General features: G+C 54.2%; 24 protein-coding genes and 1 riboswitch. Of the genes, 14 read left to right on the top strand and 10 right to left on the bottom strand.

The window, feature by feature from the left end:
* Positions 1–263: 263 nt before the first annotated feature.
* The 5 genes from ectA (at position 264) to NFC81_RS04415 (ending at position 4,845) form a co-directional block, all read left to right on the top strand.
* Entirely contained in the window at positions 264–764 is a 501-nt protein-coding gene (gene ectA, locus NFC81_RS04435) for a diaminobutyrate acetyltransferase (protein ID WP_304996329.1), read from the top strand.
* 4 nt (positions 765–768) lie between these two features.
* Complete coding sequence (gene ectB / locus NFC81_RS04430; protein ID WP_304996328.1) at positions 769–2,025, top strand: diaminobutyrate--2-oxoglutarate transaminase; 1,257 nt, start codon at positions 769–771, stop codon at positions 2,023–2,025.
* Positions 2,026–2,047: 22 nt separating this feature from the next.
* Positions 2,048–2,443 carry an ectoine synthase gene (locus NFC81_RS04425; protein WP_304996327.1) on the top strand — a complete coding sequence of 132 codons (396 nt, stop codon included), beginning with the start codon at positions 2,048–2,050 and terminating at the stop codon, positions 2,441–2,443.
* An 81-nt stretch (positions 2,444–2,524) separates the two neighbouring features.
* Entirely contained in the window at positions 2,525–3,976 is a 1,452-nt protein-coding gene (locus tag NFC81_RS04420; protein WP_304996326.1) for an aspartate kinase, read from the top strand.
* The gene (locus tag NFC81_RS04415; RefSeq protein ID WP_304996325.1) at positions 3,964–4,845 is read left to right on the top strand and encodes a tetratricopeptide repeat protein; all 882 of its coding nucleotides are present in this window, start codon (positions 3,964–3,966) and stop codon (positions 4,843–4,845) included. Before NFC81_RS04420 ends, NFC81_RS04415 begins: the two co-directional genes overlap by 13 nt.
* 152 nt (positions 4,846–4,997) lie before the next feature.
* Here the strand turns inward: NFC81_RS04415 and pdxH are convergent, their stop codons facing one another.
* A complete protein-coding gene (gene pdxH / locus NFC81_RS04410) occupies positions 4,998–5,639 on the bottom strand; it encodes a pyridoxamine 5'-phosphate oxidase (RefSeq protein WP_304996324.1) in 642 nt (213 codons plus the stop codon).
* 242 nt (positions 5,640–5,881) lie between these two features.
* On the opposite strand from pdxH, the gene NFC81_RS04405 reads away from it, so the two are divergent.
* The 4 genes from NFC81_RS04405 to NFC81_RS04390 all read left to right on the top strand — a co-directional run bounded on the left by NFC81_RS04405 (position 5,882) and on the right by NFC81_RS04390 (position 7,520).
* On the top strand, positions 5,882–6,088 hold the full coding sequence (locus NFC81_RS04405; protein ID WP_304996323.1) for a hypothetical protein: 207 nt from the start codon (positions 5,882–5,884) through the stop codon (positions 6,086–6,088).
* A 176-nt stretch (positions 6,089–6,264) separates the two neighbouring features.
* On the top strand, positions 6,265–6,780 hold the full coding sequence (locus NFC81_RS04400; protein WP_304996322.1) for a hypothetical protein: 516 nt from the start codon (positions 6,265–6,267) through the stop codon (positions 6,778–6,780).
* Positions 6,781–6,849: 69 nt separating this feature from the next.
* Positions 6,850–7,164, top strand: coding sequence for a hypothetical protein (locus tag NFC81_RS04395; protein ID WP_304996321.1), 315 nt, complete (start codon positions 6,850–6,852; stop codon positions 7,162–7,164).
* A gap of 65 nt (positions 7,165–7,229) precedes the next feature.
* Complete coding sequence (locus NFC81_RS04390) at positions 7,230–7,520, top strand: DUF1801 domain-containing protein (RefSeq protein ID WP_304996320.1); 291 nt, start codon at positions 7,230–7,232, stop codon at positions 7,518–7,520.
* Here the strand turns inward: NFC81_RS04390 and NFC81_RS04385 are convergent.
* Positions 7,493–8,673, bottom strand: a protein-coding gene (locus NFC81_RS04385; RefSeq protein WP_304996005.1) for an IS3 family transposase whose coding sequence is annotated in 2 segments (ribosomal slippage) — positions 7,493–8,406 and positions 8,406–8,673 — 1,182 coding nt in all. Because the reading frame shifts where the segments join, the coding sequence is not laid out codon by codon here. The genes NFC81_RS04390 and NFC81_RS04385 overlap by 28 nt on opposite strands.
* 200 nt (positions 8,674–8,873) lie before the next feature.
* On the opposite strand from NFC81_RS04385, the gene NFC81_RS04380 reads away from it, so the two are divergent.
* Entirely contained in the window at positions 8,874–9,572 is a 699-nt protein-coding gene (locus NFC81_RS04380) for an SDR family NAD(P)-dependent oxidoreductase (protein WP_304996319.1), read from the top strand.
* Between the two features lie 158 nt (positions 9,573–9,730).
* On the opposite strand, the gene NFC81_RS04375 is transcribed toward NFC81_RS04380, so the two are convergent.
* Positions 9,731–10,549: a pyruvate, water dikinase regulatory protein gene (locus tag NFC81_RS04375; protein WP_304996318.1), complete on the bottom strand. Its 819-nt coding sequence runs from the start codon at positions 10,547–10,549 to the stop codon at positions 9,731–9,733.
* A gap of 217 nt (positions 10,550–10,766) precedes the next feature.
* Between NFC81_RS04375 and ppsA the strand changes: the two genes are divergently transcribed.
* A complete protein-coding gene (gene ppsA / locus NFC81_RS04370; RefSeq protein WP_304996317.1) occupies positions 10,767–13,136 on the top strand; it encodes a phosphoenolpyruvate synthase in 2,370 nt (789 codons plus the stop codon).
* 43 nt (positions 13,137–13,179) lie between these two features.
* Here the strand turns inward: ppsA and moaE are convergent, their stop codons facing one another.
* The 6 genes from moaE to moaA all read right to left on the bottom strand — a co-directional run bounded on the left by moaE (position 13,180) and on the right by moaA (position 16,472).
* Positions 13,180–13,629: a molybdopterin synthase catalytic subunit MoaE gene (gene moaE, locus NFC81_RS04365; RefSeq protein WP_304996316.1), complete on the bottom strand. Its 450-nt coding sequence runs from the start codon at positions 13,627–13,629 to the stop codon at positions 13,180–13,182.
* Position 13,630: 1 nt separating this feature from the next.
* Positions 13,631–13,873, bottom strand: coding sequence for a molybdopterin converting factor subunit 1 (moaD, locus tag NFC81_RS04360; protein ID WP_304996315.1), 243 nt, complete (start codon positions 13,871–13,873; stop codon positions 13,631–13,633).
* Positions 13,873–14,358, bottom strand: coding sequence for a cyclic pyranopterin monophosphate synthase MoaC (moaC, locus tag NFC81_RS04355; RefSeq protein ID WP_304996314.1), 486 nt, complete (start codon positions 14,356–14,358; stop codon positions 13,873–13,875). The genes moaD and moaC overlap by 1 nt, the downstream gene beginning before the upstream one ends.
* Entirely contained in the window at positions 14,355–14,954 is a 600-nt protein-coding gene (gene moaB / locus NFC81_RS04350; RefSeq protein ID WP_304996313.1) for a molybdenum cofactor biosynthesis protein B, read from the bottom strand. The genes moaC and moaB overlap by 4 nt, the downstream gene beginning before the upstream one ends.
* Complete coding sequence (locus tag NFC81_RS04345; protein ID WP_304996312.1) at positions 14,947–15,501, bottom strand: molybdenum cofactor guanylyltransferase; 555 nt, start codon at positions 15,499–15,501, stop codon at positions 14,947–14,949. The genes moaB and NFC81_RS04345 overlap by 8 nt, the downstream gene beginning before the upstream one ends.
* 2 nt (positions 15,502–15,503) lie before the next feature.
* Positions 15,504–16,472 carry a GTP 3',8-cyclase MoaA gene (moaA, locus tag NFC81_RS04340; RefSeq protein WP_304996311.1) on the bottom strand — a complete coding sequence of 323 codons (969 nt, stop codon included), beginning with the start codon at positions 16,470–16,472 and terminating at the stop codon, positions 15,504–15,506.
* A riboswitch (molybdenum cofactor riboswitch) is annotated at positions 16,465–16,622 on the bottom strand. Its footprint overlaps the gene before it by 8 nt.
* A gap of 461 nt (positions 16,623–17,083) precedes the next feature.
* On the opposite strand from moaA, the gene NFC81_RS04335 reads away from it, so the two are divergent.
* A complete protein-coding gene (locus NFC81_RS04335) occupies positions 17,084–17,941 on the top strand; it encodes a tetratricopeptide repeat protein (RefSeq protein ID WP_304996310.1) in 858 nt (285 codons plus the stop codon).
* Here the strand turns inward: NFC81_RS04335 and NFC81_RS04330 are convergent.
* Positions 17,930–18,886, bottom strand: a complete 957-nt coding sequence (locus tag NFC81_RS04330; protein ID WP_304996309.1) for an ATP-binding protein — start codon at positions 18,884–18,886, stop codon at positions 17,930–17,932. The two genes, NFC81_RS04335 and NFC81_RS04330, sit on opposite strands and share 12 nt — an antisense overlap.
* Before the next feature lie 59 nt (positions 18,887–18,945).
* Here NFC81_RS04330 and NFC81_RS04325 point away from each other — a divergent pair, with 59 nt between their 5' ends.
* Together NFC81_RS04325 and NFC81_RS04320 are read left to right on the top strand one after the other, a co-directional pair.
* Complete coding sequence (locus NFC81_RS04325; RefSeq protein ID WP_304996308.1) at positions 18,946–19,725, top strand: response regulator; 780 nt, start codon at positions 18,946–18,948, stop codon at positions 19,723–19,725.
* Between the two features lie 11 nt (positions 19,726–19,736).
* Positions 19,737–20,108: a response regulator gene (locus tag NFC81_RS04320; RefSeq protein ID WP_304996307.1), complete on the top strand. Its 372-nt coding sequence runs from the start codon at positions 19,737–19,739 to the stop codon at positions 20,106–20,108.
* The last annotated feature ends 1 nt before the right edge of the window (position 20,109 follow it).

Below are 20,109 nucleotides of genomic sequence, written 5' to 3'. Positions count from 1 at the left end.
TCGTTACAGCACCCGCCCGTAGCGTTCGCGTAGTTTACTCACTTCACTCGCAATACAGTAGCGCAAACCATTACTTAGATCACTAAATAACTTACATATTACTAATGCCTGTAATGATATTTTCATACTATTCTGCGCAAATATTAACCACTATGAGCGATTTTTTCCAGCAATATCAGCCTTTAGGTACCAACAAACTAATTTGACATCTAAGTATCAGTCCATATAATTACTTTCAACACTATGAATCAAAAACAGGAAACATGAGCAACGACATTAGGTTTACCCCGCCCCAGGCAGAAGATGGCGCCAAGGTCTTTGACCTGATTGCCAACTGTCCGCCGCTGGACACCAATTCGCGCTACTGCAACCTTTTACAGTGCAGTCACTTTGCTGATACCTGCATCGCCGCCTGGCAAGGCGATGAGATCATCGGTTTCATTTCCGGCTACATACCGCCACGCCAGCAGGACACTTATTTCCTGTGGCAAATCGCGGTCGCCGAGAGCGCGCGCGGCCAGAACCTCGCCCAGCGCATGCTTGATGCATTGCTTAAACAGCCTGCTTGCGCAGCGGTAAAACAGGTGCAGACCACCATTACCGCCGACAACATTGCATCGCAGCGGGTGTTTGAAAAGCTGGCCGACCGCCACGAAGCCAGCATTCACAACGAACCCTTTTTCACGCGGGATGTGCACTTTGACGGCCATCACGACACCGAATTTCTCTACACCATCGGACCTGTAAATCAGGCCAGGAGCTAAAATCATGGGTATTTTTAAAGACGTAGAATCAAACGTACGTTCATACTGTCGCGGCATCCCTGCCATCTTTAAGTCTGCCAAGGGCAGCGAGATGGTCGACGAACACGGCAAGGTCTACCTCGACTTTCTGGCCGGTGCAGGCACCTTGAACTACGGGCACAACAACCCCGTACTGAAAAAAGCCTTGCTGGAATACATCGAAGCAGACGGCGTAACGCACGGCCTCGACTTCCACACCGAAGCCAAAGCAGCCTTTTTGCACGCTTTCAGCGACATCATTCTGAAGCCACGCGGCCTGAACCACGCCGTGATGTTTCCTGGGCCGACCGGCACCAACGCCGTCGAAGCGGCATTGAAGATCGCTCGTAAAGTTACAGGCCGCCACACCATTGTGTCCTTCACCAACGGCTTCCACGGCATGTCATTAGGCGCCTTGGCCGCTACCGGTAACCAACACCACCGTGGTGGCGCTGGCGTTCCTCTGCAGGGCGTATTCCGCCTGCCGTACGAAGGCTATATGGACGGACTCGACAGTCTGACCTATTTCGAAACATTGATGGAAGACCCAAGCTCGGGCATGGACCACCCCGCCGCCGTGATCGTAGAGATCGTGCAGGGCGAAGGTGGCTTGAACGCCGCCACTGACGAATGGTTGGTACGTTTGGAGTCGATCTGCCGCAAGCACGACATCTTGCTGATCGCCGATGACATTCAAGCGGGTTGTGGCCGTACCGGCACCTTCTTTAGCTTTGAGCCAAGCGGCATCGAGCCAGACATCATTACTTTGTCGAAGTCATTGAGTGGTTACGGCTTGCCGTTCGCCTTGACGCTGATTCGTCGTGAACTCGACCAGTTTGAACCGGGCGAGCACAACGGCACCTTCCGTGGTAACAACTTAGCGTTCATCACGGCTCGCGTGGCCTTAGAGCACTACTGGGCGGATATGGACTTCACACATGAAATCCAAGCCAAAGCGAAACACCTGCGTAAACGCCTTGCCGACATGGCCGAAGGTACGCCACTGTTCTTGAAGGGCCGTGGTTTGATGTCCGGCTTGTCGTGCCCGAACGGCGACATTGCCAGTGCCATCACCTCAGACTGCTTTGAGAATGGCATGATCATCGAAACCAGTGGTCCGAACGACGAGGTTGTGAAATGCCTTGCGCCACTCACCACGACTATGGATGAATTGAATAAGGGCTTAGACCTGTTAGATGCGGCTATCGAGCGCCAAAACCTCAAAACCACAGAGTCAGCTTAATTCAATTAACGGGAGATAAAACATGATCGTACGGACACTGGACGAAGCCATTAAGACCGGCCGCCAAATTAAGAGTGAAACTTGGGACAGCGTGCGCTTGTCGTTGAAAGACGACAACATGGGCTTCTCGTTTCACATCACCACCATCTATACCGGTACCGAGACACCGATTCACTATCAGAATCACCTCGAAACTGTGTATTGCATCAGTGGTGAAGGCGAAGTTGAAACCGTTGCTGACGGCAAGGTTTACCCGATCAAGCCGGGCACCGTGTACATCCTTGATAAGCACGACAAGCACCTGCTGCGGGCGACCAAGGAAATGCAACTGGCGTGCGTGTTTAATCCGCCATTGCACGGCAAAGAGGTACACGATGAGAATGGCGTGTATCCGCTGGAAGCGGACCCGATTGATTGATCAAACAAACGCCCTTCGGGGCGTTTTGCAGTTCTAAAAAATACGAATACACCAACCCTCTGGGGAAGGAAAGTAAGCCCAATGAGTGATACTAAAAACCCATTGCCCATCAGCGTGGAAAAAATCGGCGGCACCTCGATGAGTGATTATGCCGCCATCCGCGACAATGTAGTGATGTATGACCCGGACCATATCTATGGTCGCATTTTCGTGGTTTCAGCCTACGGCGGTATGACCGACCAACTGCTGGAACACAAGAAATCAGGCAAGCCCGGCGTATACGCCCTGTTCGCCAACGACGACTCCGACTGGGGTTGGGGCGACGCCCTGACCGGCGTGGCACAGGCCATGTGCGACATCAACGCCAGCTTGTTCAGCGACACGCACCTGCTTCAGCAAGCCGACCAGTTCGTGCGCGAGCGCGTGGAAGGCGTACGCAGTTGTCTGCTCGACCTCCAACGCCTGTGCAGCTACGGCCACTTCCGTTTGGACGAGCACCTGCTGACCGTACGTGAATTGCTGTCGTCGCTGGGTGAAGCACACAGCGCCTACAACATGACGCAACTGTTGCGCACCGAAGGCTTGAACGCCCGCTTCGTCGATTTGACCGGCTGGCGTGATGACCGCGAACTGACGCTGAACGAGCGCATTAAAGACGCCTTCAGCAGCATCGACCTCAGCAAAGAGTTGCCCATCGTCACCGGCTACACCTACTGCACCGAAGGTTTAATGCGCACCTTTGACCGCGGTTACAGCGAAATCACCTTCTCTGCCGTTGCCTGCCAGTTGAACGTCGACGAAGCGGTCATTCACAAAGAGTACCACCTGAGCAGCGCCGACCCGAAAGTCGTCGGTGCCGACAAAGTGGTGCCCATCGGTCGTACCAACTACGACGTGGCCGACCAGCTCAGCAACCTGGGGATGGAAGCGATTCACCCACGGGCCGCCAAAGGCATGCGCCAAATGGACATCCCATTGCGCGTAAAAAACACCTTTGAGCCAGAGCACACCGGCACGCTGATTACGCGTGACTATGTGAGTGAAAAGCCGTGCGTCGAAATCATCGCCGGTAAACCGCACTTGTTGGCCATCGAGATTTTCGACCAAGACATGGTCGGTGAACGCGCACGCTACGAAGAGCGCCTGCAGGAGCTGATCAAACGCTTCAAATTGCGCATTCTGGGTCGCGACTCCAACGCCAATACGCTGACTATTTATGCCGATTGCAGCTTGAAGCAAGCCAAACGCCTCGCGGACGCCTTTGAAGAGCGCATTCCGTCGGCGCAGATCACCTCGAAAAAGGTATCTGTCGTCTCGGCCGTTGGCAGCGATATGGAAGTAGCAGGCCTGCTGGCGCGCACCGTGCAGTCACTGGCGGACAAAAATATTAACGTACTCGCGATTCACCAAGGCATGCGTCAGGTGGACATTCAGATTATTGTGGTTGAAGATGACTATGTGAGTGCTGTGCAAGCATTGCATGGTGCATTAATTGAACCACATAATCATGAGTACGCCATATGCGCAGCATAACCATGAGTGTGCTGGTAGCCCTAGCGGCCGCCAGCACCGCTTATGCCGAAGACACCTCGATCCTTTACCTCCCCGTAGATGACACCGCCGCCCAAGCCCGCATCAGCGGACTGGAAGAGCCTCTGTACAACCCCTTTGTTGAGCGCTATCTGCTCGATGAAGTGAAAAATCTGCGCATGGAACTGGCCCAGACCCAGGTACGCATCACGGAGTCTCTGACCGATCGTCAGTTAGACACCATGGACCGTGCCATGTCTTACACCACCAATACCGTCACCTACTTTTTCTACCTGATCGCCGCCGTATCGTCGGTACTGATCTTCGCCGGTTGGAACTCGTTGCGCGACATTCGTTCTTCGGTGCGCAAACAAGCGCAAGCCGAAATGAGCAAAGTGATTGCGGTGTATGAAAAGCGCCTGGAAGACTTGGAGAAAGACCTCAAACACACCGGTGAAATGATCGAACACAACGCCGATGAAATTGAACTGACCAACGAAATTCACGCCCTGTGGTTACGTGCCAGCCAAGAGAAGAACGTCACCAACCGCATTGGTATCTACGACCAGATACTGCAACTGCGGGCATGGGATGCGGAAGCGCTGACCTACAAAGCCGACGCCGTATTAGAGCTTGATGAACCCCAGTGGGCCATCAACCTCTGTCATCTGGCGCTCAGCCAAGACAAAGAATACGCTCATGCGCATTACCAACTCGCCTGCGCGTACGCCATGATGAACCGTGAAGAAGAAGCGATACAAGCCTTGCACAAGGCCATCTCGCTGAACGAATCTTACGCCGAAGAAGCGAAGAGCGAAGCGGTGTTGATTCCCATTTTACCCCGCCTGAACGAGCCTAGCCCTGTTTCTTAAGTCTGATCATTGCTTGGGCGATGGGTGCGCGACTAAAAACGTCACGAGCGAAGCGCTGACAAGGCAAAATGGGCTTCAGGAGCGCAGCCTACTTAAGGTAGGTGAGCATTCTGAAGCCCATTTTAACGCCGTCAGGACGAGCGCAGTAGTTTTTAGGGTTGTAGGCGCTCAACCTCCCACTGCTGCGCCCCCCGGCGACTATACATAAACCGATCGTGTAGACGATTGCGCCGCCCCTGCCAAAACTCAATGTGATTCGGCACTACCCGGAACCCACCCCAGAACGACGGCAGAGGAATATCGCCACTCTTGAACTTGTTCTTCATCTGCTCGAACGCCTGTTCCAGCAACTGGCGCGACTTCACCTTCTGGCTCTGATGCGACGCCCAGGCTGCAATTTGTGAGTCTTTCGGACGCGACATAAAATACCGCGTTGCTTCAGCCGCCGACAACTGTGTCGCCTCACCGTACACAATCACCTGACGCTCCAACGGATGCCAAGGCAGGTGCAAACACACCTTGGGGTTGTCCTTTAACTCACGCGCCTTACGGCTTTCCAAATTGGTGTAAAACACAAAACCGCGCTCGTCAAAATGCTTCAGCAACACCATACGCTGGCTCGGCTGGCCATCATGACTGACCGTGGCCACCGTCATCGCCGACGGGTCATTACTGAACTTGGCATCCAGCGCTTGCTTAAACCATTGCTCGAACTGGTCAAAAGGGCTATCGGCCAGGTCTTCCCGATCCAGCCCCGTTAAACTGTATTCGCGGCGTAATGCTTCCAGATCCATAACTGCTTCCTGTCTTGCGCTCAAATTTCATTGCTTCAGTTATTGTACGCCGAAAAAGCCCCCCGTGATCACTTCCATGCATCATTTTCTACTCCCCACGCACAACTGCCCTCCTCTAACGCTGAACAAAAAACATTGCATCCACCACTAACATCTACTACAAATAACCTAACAACTCGCGCGGCACTCACCTGATCTTGCCCCATTAAAACGGGCGCCTCTTTAAATTGAAGAGGTGCACCATGCCCAAGTCCAATTTAGCCAAAAAGACACAGCAGTACAGCCTAGAATTTAAGCGCAAGTCCGTCGAAATGACCTTTGATCCTGACGCACTGATCAACGACGTTGCGCTCGCCCCGTGTGCATTCTGCACTGCAGCGCGAAGGGCAATCTATTCTGCTGATCTACAGACTTTTAGCAGTGTTGCTGACACATGGTGTCCCAGCTAGCGAACTTTAAGTAGCTATCGCTGCCTTCGGTGTCCTTAAGAGTAACCTATACTGTCATTACAACGCACTTTGCGCTGATGGGTAAGTCGCCTGGAGACAGTATGGGCAATGAATCGATTGTTCGTTATAGGATCGACGCAGAGGATAATATTTCTTTCGTAGATGAGGGGTGGTACATGTTCGCACAGACGAACGACGGAGCGGAGTTGATGCGCCCGGAGATCCTAGGTCAGTCCTTGTGGGATAGCATCACCGATCCGGAAACGTGCATGATTTATCAGAAGATAGTCGCTCGCGTTCGGGAGGGTAGATTGGCAAGCTTTACCCTTCGGTGCGATGGCCCTGAGTGTCGGCGATTGCTGGAAATGAAGATCAGCGCAGTGCCTGATGGTTCCGTCGAGTTTGAGTCGCGCACCATTCGTGTGGAAGACCGTGATCCGGTGGCCTTATTGTCGCGGAATATACCGCGCTCGACTGAGCTGCTTCGGGTCTGTGCTTGGTGCAATCGTATTGACGTGGGATTCGGTTCCAATGACTGGGTCGAGATTGAGGATGCAACGGAGCGGCTGCAGCTTTTTGAGCTTGCGAAGTTGCCGCAGCTGACGCATGCGATGTGCGAGGCCTGTTCCGAGTCAATGACAGATCAGGTGGACAAATTGAATGAGGATGTCGAGTCAGGCTTTACAGTATAGAGTGGGGCAAGATCAGCACTTGCTCCCTGCTCTCCCAATTTCCCTCTGTGCTTGGCGTTAGGCTTACTGATGACTCAACCAACAGCATATCGCATTGTATGGTTCTGGCTCACCATATGCTCTCTGCATGCGCTATTTCTGGTGCTTGCGGTGTTCACGACGGCGTTTGTGGATACGCCATTGGAAGCCTTTGTTATGACAGTGCTTGCAGTTCCTTACCTTTTACACCAAACGGGATTGCCTGTATTACAAAATGAGGGCTTGTCTGGCTGGGGAATGCCTATGCCAAATACCTTGGGTTGGCTTCTTTCGGTCTTAGCGTGGCTTGCATTGTATTGGCTGGTTGCCAGCGGAGTTGAGCGCCTAACCAGACATTCAAGCTAGTTGCCTGCCCTCTTTCCATGGTGCCGCTGAACACAAGCGCTACGCATCACTAATCCGGAGGCTGCGTGAAATCTGAAATAGAAGCGAAATTTGCTACCTACCCTGTGGCAGCACAAGAGCAGCTCAAGAGTATTCGCCGTTTGGTCTTCTCTGTTGCCGAAGAAAATGGTTTAGGCACGGTTGAAGAAACTCTGAAGTGGGGTGAACCCAGCTTCCTCGTAAAGGGTGGCAGCGCTGTTCGAATGGACTGGAAGCCAAACGATCCTGACTTCGTTAAGGTGTATTTTCACTGCCAGACTAGCCTGGTCGAGACTTTCAAGTGTAGTGGTCAAGTAAAACTGGCCACCGGTTTATAGTTAATCCAGTAGTTTTCCTCAGCCTGATTCGGACTCATTCCCTTGTTGTGCTGATGCGGCCGAAGTTGACTGTAATATCCAATCAAATATTTCACGATGTGATGCTCTGCTTGCATGAATGAGCGGTATCCATAAGTAGGCACCCATTCGACCTTTAAGCTTCTAAAGAACCGCTCCATCGGCGCATTGTCCCAGCAGTTCCCTCGTCGGCTTAAACTTTGTTTGATCTGGCATGCCCACAGCGTTTGGCGAAACCTGCGGCTTGTATAATGGCTGCCTTGATCACTATGGAACATAACACCTTTAGGACGTCCACGGCTCTCATAGGCCATGTTCAGCGCATTACGGGTCAGTTCACTGTCCGGCGATAGCGACATCGCCCAGCCCACTGGCTTTCGCGCAAATAAATCAATGACAACGGCCAGATAAGCCCAGCGGTTGCCGGTCCAGATGTACGTGACATCGCCACACCAAACGCGGTTTGGCGCTTCAACGTTAAACTGGCGGCCTAGATGGTTCGGTATTTCAACATGTTCATCACCTGTTTTCTTGTATGTGTGACCGGGTATTTGGCAACTGATTAGCCCCAGATTCTCCATCAGGCGTCCAGCACGATAGCGGCTAAGTGGCACGTCCTGAGTTGTTGCCATCTCGGCGATGCTGCGTGCTCCTGCAGACCCTTCGCTGTCGCGAAATAGCTCTTTAACCTTCGCAATTTCCTTGGCCTTTCTGATACACATCGGTCTTTTTGAACGCTGTAGCCAGTATCTGAAGCTGCTGCGATGTACGCCGAATACATCACACAGCTTTTTGACCGGGTAGCTCGTCTTGAGTTTCTCGATCAGCGAGAAGTGTTCAGGGAGTCCGACATCAAGAGAGCGGTAGCCTTTTTTAGTATGTCTTTTTCCATTTCAATATCCCGAATGCGCTTTTCGAGCTCACGGATTCTAAGCTGATCAGGCGTCATCGGGGTTGCTTTAGGGCTCTGTCCATCGCGTTCTTGGCGTAGCTGTCGAACCCATTTATCCATGGTCGAATGGCCAACGCTCATGGCCTCAGCAGCCTCTCGAACTGTGTAGTTTTGATCGACAACCAATTGAGCGGCTTCGAGTCGGAATTCGGGACTAAAATTACGTTTGGGTCTTGTTGCCATACTGTCACCTAATTGCTTCTTGGTGCATGATAACACCTCTAATTAGGTGGCCAAATTCACTATGCCACTACAAAGGCACAGCCAACAAGGCCTTGAGTAATCCCACCAATAAAGCGGCGTTTCGTTAGACGACACAAGTGCTCCAACTCGCCTAAACCTACGTATGTCCTACTCCCTTCAATTAAGTAGAGCGTACCTTCATGAGCACTTGGATCGTTGGTGGTGGTGCTATCGGTATGGCGGCAGCCACAAAGGCGCGCCAGACGGATACGAACGTCTATATGGTATCCAGCCAAACCCAGCCGCAGCTACCCAGTGGCATCACCCACCAACGCACAGCCGACTGGCAGTGGCACAACGTGCAGACCGCGCTCAATTCGCTTCCGCTGCCCACCCGCGTCGTGGTGGCTACTGGCATGTTGTCAAACGGCGAACAGCGCCCCGAGAAACGCGTTGAAGATGTTAAGCCGGATGCGTTGTTGGCCGCTTTTCAGGCCAATACGCTCTTGCCAATGGCGGTGTTGCAGCATCTGACGTCTCGCCTCTCACGGCAGGACAAAATGCAGGCGTTGGTGGTGTCGGCCAAGGTCGGTAGCATTCAGGATAATCGACTGGGGGGCTGGTACGCTTATCGCGCCAGCAAGGCGGCGATCAATATGTTGGTCAAAACCACAGCAGTAGAATGGCAGCGGCGTTTTCCGCTGGCAGCGGTGGGGTCTTACCATCCTGGCACGACCGACAGCCCGCTGTCACAACCGTTTCAGGCTGGCTTACCGGCTGGTCAGTTGAAAACACCTGCGGAAGCTGCGGAACATTTGTGGCATGTGCTGACCGAGTTGAACACCGCTGATGCCAGCGGGCAGTTCTGGAATTGGGATGGTACGGTACTGCCTTGGTAGGTGTTAACCTGAATGGTGATAGGTAGTTGCTAAAGCCTCGGAGGCGAAAATCTGGCTAGGCAAAAATGGCCGAGAAAGCGCAGTTTACTAATGGTAAATGAGCATTTTGAGGCCATTTTTAACGACGCCAGATTGAGAAAAAAGGTTTTGGCGGCTGCCTAGAGTTGGCGGCGGTCAAGCCCCACATTATCCATGATCCGCGTCGCAATCTCCTCAATGGAGAACGTCGTGGTGTTGATAAAGGTAATGCCCTCTTGCTTCAGGCGTTTCTCGACCTCCCGCACTTCATACTCACACTGACTCAAGGATGAATATTGACTGTTAGCGCGGCGTTCATGGCGAATGGCGGCCAACTGAAAAGGGTCGATAGTTAAGCCGTACAGCTTTTCACGATGCTTCATCAGCACGTCAGGCAAGCCCGGGTTGGCCAAGTCTTCCATGGTCAGTGGGTAGTTAGCGGCATGCACGCCGAATTGCAGTGCCATGTACAGGCAGGTCGGTGTTTTACCGCAACGTGATACGCCAATCAAAATAATATCCGCTTTGTCGTACTGTTGCTGGCGGCCGCCATCGTCATTATCCAATGCAAAATTCACCGACTCGATGCGGCGGTGGTAGCGACTGAACTCGTTAATGGAGTGGCACTTGCCGACGGAGTAAGACGACTCGATGCCGAGCTGTTGTTCGAGGGGTTTCAAGAAGGTAGCGAATACGTCGACCATAAAGCCCGTTGAGGTCGAAATGGTGTCCCGAATGTCGGTGTTCACAATGGTGTCAAAGACGATCGCGGGCGCTCCGTCGTCCAGCGTCGCTTGGTTAATGCGAGCGACCGCCGTGGCGGCTTTCTCCGGCGTATCAATGTAGGGGATGGTTACGCGCTTGAACGGAATGCCTTCAAACTGCGTTAACAAGCTGTTACCTAGGGTTTCTGCGGTGATACCGGTGCCATCTGATACGAAAAACGCTGAACGTCTCATAAAACATCTCTGCCTGTTACGGCTCAACACCGCCCCTTCCAACAGAAGACTGACCTGCATCAGCTCTGGGCCGCAAAACCGGTATTATGATGTAAAACTGTTGAGGTCGATTTTTCATCATCGGCACTCTAATATCAAGCGCGCGAGCCCCAGAACACCCAATAATATAATAATGAGCCCTCGCGCCCTGACTAGCTACGACAACGGAGACATCGCTGTGCCTAACTACGTAATACGCCTTGACCAAGCGCGAATGGAAGACGTCGATAAAGTGGGCGGCAAAAATGCCTCCCTCGGCGAAATGATCCATCAACTCAGTGACGCCGGTGTGCGCGTGCCAGGTGGTTTTGCCACTACGGCACAAGCCTACCGTGACTTTCTGGCTCATGATGGCCTTGCCGACCGCATTAATGCGGCCCTAGATGCGTTGGATGTGGACGACACCCGCGCGCTCATGGAAACCGGCAAGCAGATTCGTGGCTGGATTATGCAGGCGAATTTCCAAGCCGAACTGAATACGGCGATTGACGCCGCCTACGCCGAAATGGTGGGTACGGACACCAACTTGAAAGTCGCCGTGCGTTCTTCGGCCACCGCCGAAGACCTGCCCGATGCTTCTTTCGCCGGTCAGCAAGAGACCTTCCTGAACATTCAAGGCTTGGATAACATCAAGCAGGCCATCAAAGAAGTGTTCGCCTCACTCTACAATGACCGCGCTATTTCCTACCGTGTGCACCAAGGCTTTACCCATAGCGAAGTGGCTCTGTCTGCGGGTATACAGCGCATGGTGCGCAGTGAAACCGGGGCGTCTGGCGTTATGTTCACGCTGGACACCGAGTCTGGCTTCCCGCACGCGGTCTTTATTACCGCCGCGTATGGTTTGGGTGAAACCGTGGTTCAGGGTGCGGTTAACCCTGATGAATTCTACGTTTTCAAGCCAACCGTTAAGCAAGGTGTGCCCGCTATTTTGCGCCGCACGCTGGGCTCTAAGGCCATCAAGATGATCTGCACGGGCCAAGGCAGTGCCGGTAACGCGGTTGAAACCGTTGATGTGGCGATGGCCGACCGCCAGCGTTTCTGCATCAGCGATGCCGACGCGGAAGAACTGGCGCGTATTGCGATCACCATTGAAAACCATTACGGCCGCCCGATGGACATTGAGTGGGCCAAAGACGGTGACGACCAGCAACTGTACATTGTGCAAGCCCGTCCTGAAACCGTGAAAAGCCAGACTGCTGGCACCACGTCCATTGAGCGTTACGTGCTGAAAGAAACCGGTACAGTCTTGGCCGAAGGCCGCGCCATTGGGCATCGCATTGGCAGTGGCCCTGTGCGCGTGGTGGCGAGTTTGGAAAACATGCACGACGTTAAGCCCGGCGATGTACTGGTGACCGACATGACCGACCCCGATTGGGAGCCGGTGATGAAGCGCGCTTCGGCCATTGTGACGAATCGTGGTGGCCGTACCTGCCACGCGGCGATCATTGCGCGTGAGCTGGGTATTCCAGCCATTGTGGGTTGCGGCGACGCGACCGAGAAACTGACCGAAGACCAGATGGTGACGGTTTCCTGCGCCGAAGGTGATACTGGTAGCGTGTACAAAGGCAAGCTGGCCTTTGAACATCAGAGTGACGACATCAAGGCACTGCCCGACCTGCCGTTCAACATTATGATGAACGTGGGTAACCCGGATCGCGCCTTTGACTTCCAATTCCTGCCCAACGCAGGTGTTGGTCTGGCGCGTTTGGAATTCATCATCAACCGTATGATTGGCGTGCACCCTAAGGCGCTGCTCAATTTTGATGATCAGAGCGAAGACCTCAAAGCCACCATCAGCAATCACATTGCGGGTTATGCGTCGCCCGTCGACTTCTACGTCGACAAGTTGACCGAAGGCATCTCGACCTTGGCGGCGGCGTTTTATCCGAAAAAAGTCATTGTGCGCATGTCTGACTTTAAGTCGAACGAATACGCGCATTTGATCGGCGGTAAGGCGTACGAGCCGGAAGAAGAAAACCCCATGTTGGGTTTCCGTGGTGCGTCGCGCTACATTTCTGACGACTTCCGCGACTGCTTTGAGCTGGAATGCCGTGCTCTGAAACGGGTACGCGATGACATGCGTTTGAGCAACGTGGAAATCATGGTGCCCTTCGTACGCACGCCAGCGGAAGCGAAGCGCGTGGTTGAATTGTTGGGCGAACATGGTCTGCGCCGCGGTGACAACGGCTTGCGTATCATCATGATGTGCGAAATTCCGTCCAACGCCCTGCTGGCTGAAGAGTTCTTGCAGTATTTCGATGGTTTTTCGATTGGCTCCAACGACATGACACAGTTGACGCTCGGCCTAGACCGCGACTCTGGCATCATTGCTCACCTGTTTGACGAGCGTAATGATGCTGTGAAAGCCCTGTTGGCGATGGCGATTAAAGCCTGCAAGGACGCCAACAAGTATGTCGGGATTTGTGGTCAGGGGCCGTCGGACCATCCGGACTTTGCGCGATGGTTGATGGATCAGGGAATCGACAGCGTGTCGTTGAACCCGGATTCGGTGTTGGATACGTGGTTGTATTTGGCGAAAGAGGCGTAGTAGAAACGTTGTAGGAGGTAATTTCGGCCAGAGGGCTGGCCTCCTACAACCAGCGCGTGCTGCGCTGTTGGTCTTCCTCGCGTGCATCCACCCAGCGTTCACCCGCTGCGGTGGATTCTTTCTTCCAGAACGGTGCAGTGGTTTTGAGTGTATCCATGATGTACTCGCAGGCCGCAAAGGCATCGCCCCGGTGCTTACTGGTGACCCCGACCCAAACTATTTGATCCGCTGGGGTCAGCGTGCCGACCCGATGAATGATACTCACTCTGCCTAGCGACCAACGCTGACGTGCATCGGCTTCGAGCTTATTCAGCGCCTTTTCCGTCATGCCGGGATAATGCTCTAACGTCATGGTACGTACCTGCTCGCCTTGATTCAGGTCGCGCATACGTCCGACAAAGCTCACCACGGCGCCATCGGCCGTATTGTCAGCCACCAACTGGTGGTATTCGTTTGCTACGTCGAAGTCTTCGACCTGTACGCGCACTGCCATGCTAGCCTCCCGTTACCGGTGGAAAGAATGCCACCTCATCACCGGAGTTTACCGGCGTGTTCAGGCGCGCCATTTCCTGATTCACCGCCACCAGCAAGTCGTCGTTCAATGGCTGCCATTCAGCACCCTGCTCCGTCAATTGCTGTTTTAGATCGGACACGGTGCCCGTCTGCCACGGCCATTCAAGCTCCGCTGTGGGCAAGGCTTCGCGCAAGCGCGCAAAGAACAACACCTGCACGGTCATCACGACACTCCTTCCGCTTGCCAGTGCCCGGTCTTACCACCCTGCTTTTCCATAACTCGGATTCCGCTGATCACCATGCCAGGGTCTACCGCTTTGCACATATCAAACAGGGTCAACGCGGCCACCGAAACAGCGGTTAAGGCCTCCATTTCAACGCCGGTCTGCCCGCTCAACTTGCATAGCGATTGAATGTGAATGCCACCAGCTGTCTCGTCGGGTACGAAGTCGACCTGCACCTTGCTCAGCATCAAGGGGTGACAAAGCGGAATCAGATCCCACGTGCGTTTCGCCGCTTGAATACCGGCAATGCGCGCCACGGACAACACATCGCCCTTTTTATGCCCGCCCTCTAATACCAGCTTTAGAGTATCTGCTTGCATGGCGATAAAGCCCTCAGCGCGCGCTTCGCGCGCCGTAACCGCCTTTGCGGACACATCCACCATATTGGCTTCGCCTTGCGCGTTCAGGTGCGTCAATTGACTCATGCTGCACCTTCCTGACTTTCCTGCGCTGTTCCTTGTGCAGAGCCCTGCTCCAGGCCATCGCGCGTGGCGCATTGCACGACGTCGAGATACAGGTGAGGCACAAAATTACAGGGCTTATGGGTGCTGTTCAGTTGCTCGGCCAAGATGCCGTCCCACGCCGTTTTGCACGCATTGGGCGAACCGGGCATACAGAACACCATGGTGCCGTTAGCCAAACCCGCCAAGGCGCGGCTCTGCACGGTGGAAGACCCGACGTCTTGCAATGACAGATGCCGAAACAGCTCACCGAAGCCTTCCACGGTTTTGTCGAACAGTACACTCAAGGCTTCCGGTGTTGAGTCCCGACCGGTCAGACCGGTGCCGCCAGTCACCAAGATCACATTGACCCCGGCGTCGGCAATCCACTGCGACACCACGGAACGCTGTTGGTAGACGTCGTCTATGACGATGGCACGTACGGCCAGTTGATGTCCGGCTTGTTGCAGGCGGTCCACCAGTACATCGCCCGATGTGTCGTTTGCTGCTGTGCGGGTATCAGACACCGTTAGCACGGCTATATTTAAGGGCACAAAATGGGTGGAAACGTGGTTACCCATGGGTATTTTCTCCTAAACCCATCGCTTGCAGTTCGACGGGATCGTTAATGTTTTTCAGTCGATCCGGAGCGGCCGCATCGATAATTGAAATATTGGGTTGTAGGGCTTCTACCAGAGCACGAACAGAGCGCTGACGCGCTTCGGGCAGGGCCAGAATGCTTTGCACGGTCGCCAATACATCCGGCGTGGCGGTCAGCATCAGCGGAAACCAACCTTGCGCGTAGGTGGCATGAGGCTCTGCAACCTCGGTCACCACACGCAAGTCCGACTCATCGACCCGCGGCATGTCCACCGGCAGGAAAACACAACGCCTCCCCATGCAAGCTGTCAGGGCACTCTCGATACCGCCCAGCGGGCCAATGAAGTCTGAGCGCAAATCCGCTAGGTCATCCGCATGGCTCACATGCACATCGTCGCAGACACTCAACAAACGCTGGCGCGCGTGCTCGGCCCAAGTCACACCGGTGTGCCACAGCAAGCCGGCTTTGTCTCGCCCCATACGAGACGACCGCCCACCGGCCAGAACAATACCTACGCAAGGCGCCATGTTCAGCCCCCTATCATCGACAGGTCGCGGATCAGCCCGGTGTTGTGTTCGTGCAGGCCGTGCGTGGCTGGTTTATGTCCGAGTGCTTCTTGAATGACGGCGGTCAATTCGTCCTGCTGCGCGTCCTCTTGTAACCAAGGGCGCAGGTCGTAGCCGGTTTCACCAAACAAGCACAGATGCAGTTTGCCTTGCGCTGTGACACGCAAGCGATTGCAGGTGGTACAGAAATCACGACTGTAAGGCATGATCAAGCCAATACGCCCGGCATAATCCGGATGCCAAAACTCTTGAGCTGGCCCGGCGTCTTTGCCGCGCACGATGGGTTGCCAACCTTCCAGCAAGAGTTGCTGCTTCATATTACTGAGTGGCACGTGATGGTTATGATAGAAATCCGGCTGTGCCCCGACCTCCATGACTTCAATAAAGCGCAAGGTGACGGGCGTGGTTTTCAGCCAAGCCAAGAACTGGCCCAACTGGTCGTTCATCCCACGCATATAGACGGCATTGATTTTGACCGGAAGACCTAACGCTAGGCTGTCATCCACGCCTTGCAGGATGGCGCGCAGACGATCATGGCCGGTGATGGCTTTGAACTGGGCGGGGTCAAGGCTGTCGATGCTGACATTAAGCTGGCTAAGGCCTGCCTGTTGCCAGTCGGCAATTGACTCAGCAAGGCGATAGCCATTGGTCGTCAGTGCAATGGTTTCGATGCCTTGGGTCTGACGCGCATCCGCAATGATGTCTGGCAAGTCGGCTCGCAGCGACGGTTCGCCGCCGGTGAGTCGAATTTTACGCGTACCCTCAGCCGCGAACACCTGCATCACGCGCCGCAATTCATCACGGCGCATAAACGCCGAAGGCTTTGGCCCGCTATAGCCATTGGGTAAACAATAGGTGCAACTGAAGTTGCACACTTCTGTGACGGACAGGCGCAAATAATAGAAGCGCCGTCCAAACGAGTCGGCAAGCATTTTTAAAACCCCTTTCCAAGTGTGGGAGGCCCGGGAGTTTCCTCGCCGAACCCAGCCAACGTAATACCAACGGGTATTCGCTGGGGCCTGAAGTCCAGCCACATCAGAAGACATGGGTAAGGCGCAACAGGCTCGGAGTTGTTGTGAACTCAAGTTTTCGAGACTTTTTGTGTACTAAGTCGGCTGCCGGTGGTGTTGTGCAAATCCCTAAAACTTGAGTTGTTCTATCTCATCATCTTAGGGATGCCAGACAAAATAGCAACGCTTTTGGCTCCCGCTGCTAGGGAAGCTCTGAATTAATCCCACGCGACTCTGCGCTGACCAAAATGTTCAGGCGCAAGGCGTACTTCGCCGGTAATGGCAGTAGCCCTTGCCCAGAAGTACAACGCAGTGTATGGACATTTTGGCCGCGCCCAGCGGGGCTTTCCGAGGTACTCCGCGCCTGCGTTAGGTTCACTAGAAAGGTCTCGACATTCCTGCGTGAACCCGCCTTGCCGCAAAGCACCTCGAAAAGCCAGAGCGCCGTGCGATTAATTCAGAGATTCCCTAGGCCGATTCGGTTTATCATATCGACACTTTTTATCGAACAATCGACCAAACAGGAGCCACCCGTGAGTGATTCACCTTTTATTGTAACGGTCACCGAAGACTCATTCATGTCAGCCATTGTCGAGCAGTCACAAACCACACCGGTGTTGGTGGATTTCTGGGCCGACTGGTGCGCGCCCTGTAAGAACTTGATGCCGGTATTGGAAAGCTTAGCCGCTAAGGGCAATGGACGCTTTATTCTGGCCAAGGTGAACGCCGACGAAGAGCCCGGATTAACCGCACAGTTTGGCGTCCGCAGCCTGCCCACGGTTGCTCTGATTAAAGACGGCGCGGTGGTAGGACATTTTCAGGGCGCCAAGAGCGAGTCTGAAGTAAAGGCCTTCTTGGACGAACACTTGGGGCCTGCCGCGCCAGACTTGTCGTTGCAGGTCGAGGCGCTTTGGGCAACGCAATCGTATGAAGACGCCTTGGCACTGTTGCAGCAACAACTGCACAACCAGCCGGATGACGCCGACGCGTTGGCGCTGTTGCTGCACACGTTGCTCAAGTCTGGTGCTCTTGAAGATGCCAGTGCGGTGGCAGAACAATTGAATGAAGAACAGCAAGCGCATCCGGCCATTAAATCTGCCTGCCAAGAAATCGCACTGCAACACAAAGCGGCCGCGTATGGCGATGTGGATTTACTGGAAGCCAGCTACGCCAATGACCCAAGCCCAGCCAGCGCACATGCGCTTGCCATGGCCTTAGCTGCACACGGCGGTTACGAGCGCGCGTTCGAACTGTTATTGGAGGTGTTGCGCGGTGATATTGGCTGGAACAACAATCAGGGCCGCCAAGACATACAGGCCTTGTTCCAAGCCTGCCACGACAAAGCCTTGGTGGCTAAGTATCAGCGCAAATTGATGACGTTATTGTTCTGATGCTGTCTTAGCCCCTGCCTTAGGCAAGTAAATGATAAAACGAGCGCCGCCGTTGCTGGCGGCCTCGTAGCGCAATTGCCCGCCGTGGTTGGCTTCAATGATGTCGCGGCAAATGCTAAGTCCAAGGCCAGTGCCTTTATTGCTCGCTTTGGTGGTAAAGAAAGGCTCAAAAATACGTTCGACCAGGTGTGGAGGCACACCCGGCCCATCGTCCTCCACCAGCAGTTCAGCACCGCCATCAACATCCTGAGTGCGCAAGGTAATGAGCGACCCCTGACCGGATAGCGCCATGGCATCCCGTGCATTCAGGATCAAGTTGGCCAATACCTGGGTGATTTCCCGCTCGTTTGCACGGACAGAATGAGTAGCGTGCAGTTGTTGTTCGAGTCGACACAGATGATGAATTTCAGCGTGCGTTAACCGGACCGCATTACGTACGAGGTCATCCCATGTATGGGGAATCTGTTCTGTCGACTCTGCCGCTCGGGTGTAACTGCGCAGACTGCGCACAATACCGCTAATCCGCTGCACACCGTCTAAGCAGTCGTCCATTAAGGTAGGTAGATCCGACTGCACGAACAAAAGCTCTTGGCGCTCCGCTTCTGACAAGGGGCCGGCTTCGCGCGCTAGCAAAAGCGTCATATAGCGCTTCAGCGTCTTTAAGTTCGACATGATATAGCCTGCCGGGTTGTTGATCTCGTGCGCTACCCCACTGGCTATTTTTCCGACCGACGCCATATGTTCTTGATGCTGCATACGCTCACGCAGATCCATCAAGGTGCCACCCAATACTTGCCGCTCGGCATCGATGCGCGCCCGTTCTCGTGGCGCCCACCACCAACGACGTACCAGATCGTAGCACGCTGCGCCGAGCCCGGCGGCCACCAACAATAGCCCCCATAAGGCCAGGGGCGAGCTCGGCATCAGGAAGAATTGTTCTGCCATGGCTTGCAGCCTTCACATATTGTCTATACTGAAGTGTAGACCACACAGAGAGGTAGCCGATGAAGAATCCCGGTGTACTAGTGGTAGATGATGACCCTGCAACACTTCGAGCCATCATGCGACTGCTGCACTCCCAGCCTTTCGCGTCCTTCAGCGCCAGCGAAGGCGCCACCGCGTTGAGCCTGCTTGAACAAGAAAACATTGGCGTCATATTGTCTGACCAGCGCATGCCTGGCCTGTCCGGGAACGATTTACTGCGCGTGGCACGCTCGCGCCATCCGCTGGTCACGCGCATCATTCTTTCCGGCTACCACGAAGCGGAGGCTGCGGTCACCGCGGTCAATGAAGCCCATGTGTATAAGATACTGTTTAAGCCTTGGGACGACGATCATCTGCTTGCCACCATCCATCAAGGTTTAGAGCTTTATACCTTACAAACTCGCCATCAGGATCTTGCCCAAGAGCTGAAAGATGTGAATCAAGCCTTGATGGAGCGCATCGATCAGAAGAACCGCGCTTTGCATGCGAATTCACGCACCTTGATTGCCACTCAATCGATACTGGATGCTTTGCCTGTTGGCATTTTGCACATTGGTGAAGATGGCCGAATTGTGGAGTCCAACGCTTTGGCTGCGGAGTGGATATCCGATGGCCACGCCATCGCTGGCATGAAGGCACGTACAATATTGCCGGAAGGTTTACTGGATCTCCCCCTTGGCGACGGCGTGCACTGTGTTATTGGCACCATGCCCTGCTTTGCCATGCGCACCCACACTACGTCGACCAATGAAGTTCCCACGCATTTGCTGACGCTCATCCCACAGAAGATCACCCAGTAAGGCAAAATTCCATGCAACGCGTTCTGTTTGTGGACGACAACCGGCGAGTACTGGCGGCATTGCATCGTCAGTTACGCCAGGCCCCGTTTGACTTTATGTTCGCCACTGGCGCGCAAGAAGCCATCGCTATTGCGCGCCAGATTCGCGTTGATGTGGTGGTATCGGACTTTCATATGCCGGACATTCTGGGCCCGGAACTGTTTGCGCTGCTGCGCCCGCTGCGTCCTGACGCGTACTTTGTCCTGTTGAGCGCCAAAGCCGAACCCTCGGCGGACCAACTGCAACAGTGGGGCGTGGTGAAATACTTCGCCAAGCCTTGGGACGATGAGAAGATCATCGACTTCATCACCCAGCTAGGCCCCCAAGACAACGAAGGGCCGTAGC

The organism is Salinispirillum sp. LH 10-3-1 (assembly GCF_030643825.1).
In the GTDB taxonomy this organism is placed as follows: domain Bacteria; phylum Pseudomonadota; class Gammaproteobacteria; order Pseudomonadales; family Natronospirillaceae; genus Salinispirillum.
This window is presented reverse-complemented; position numbering and strand designations above follow the sequence as displayed.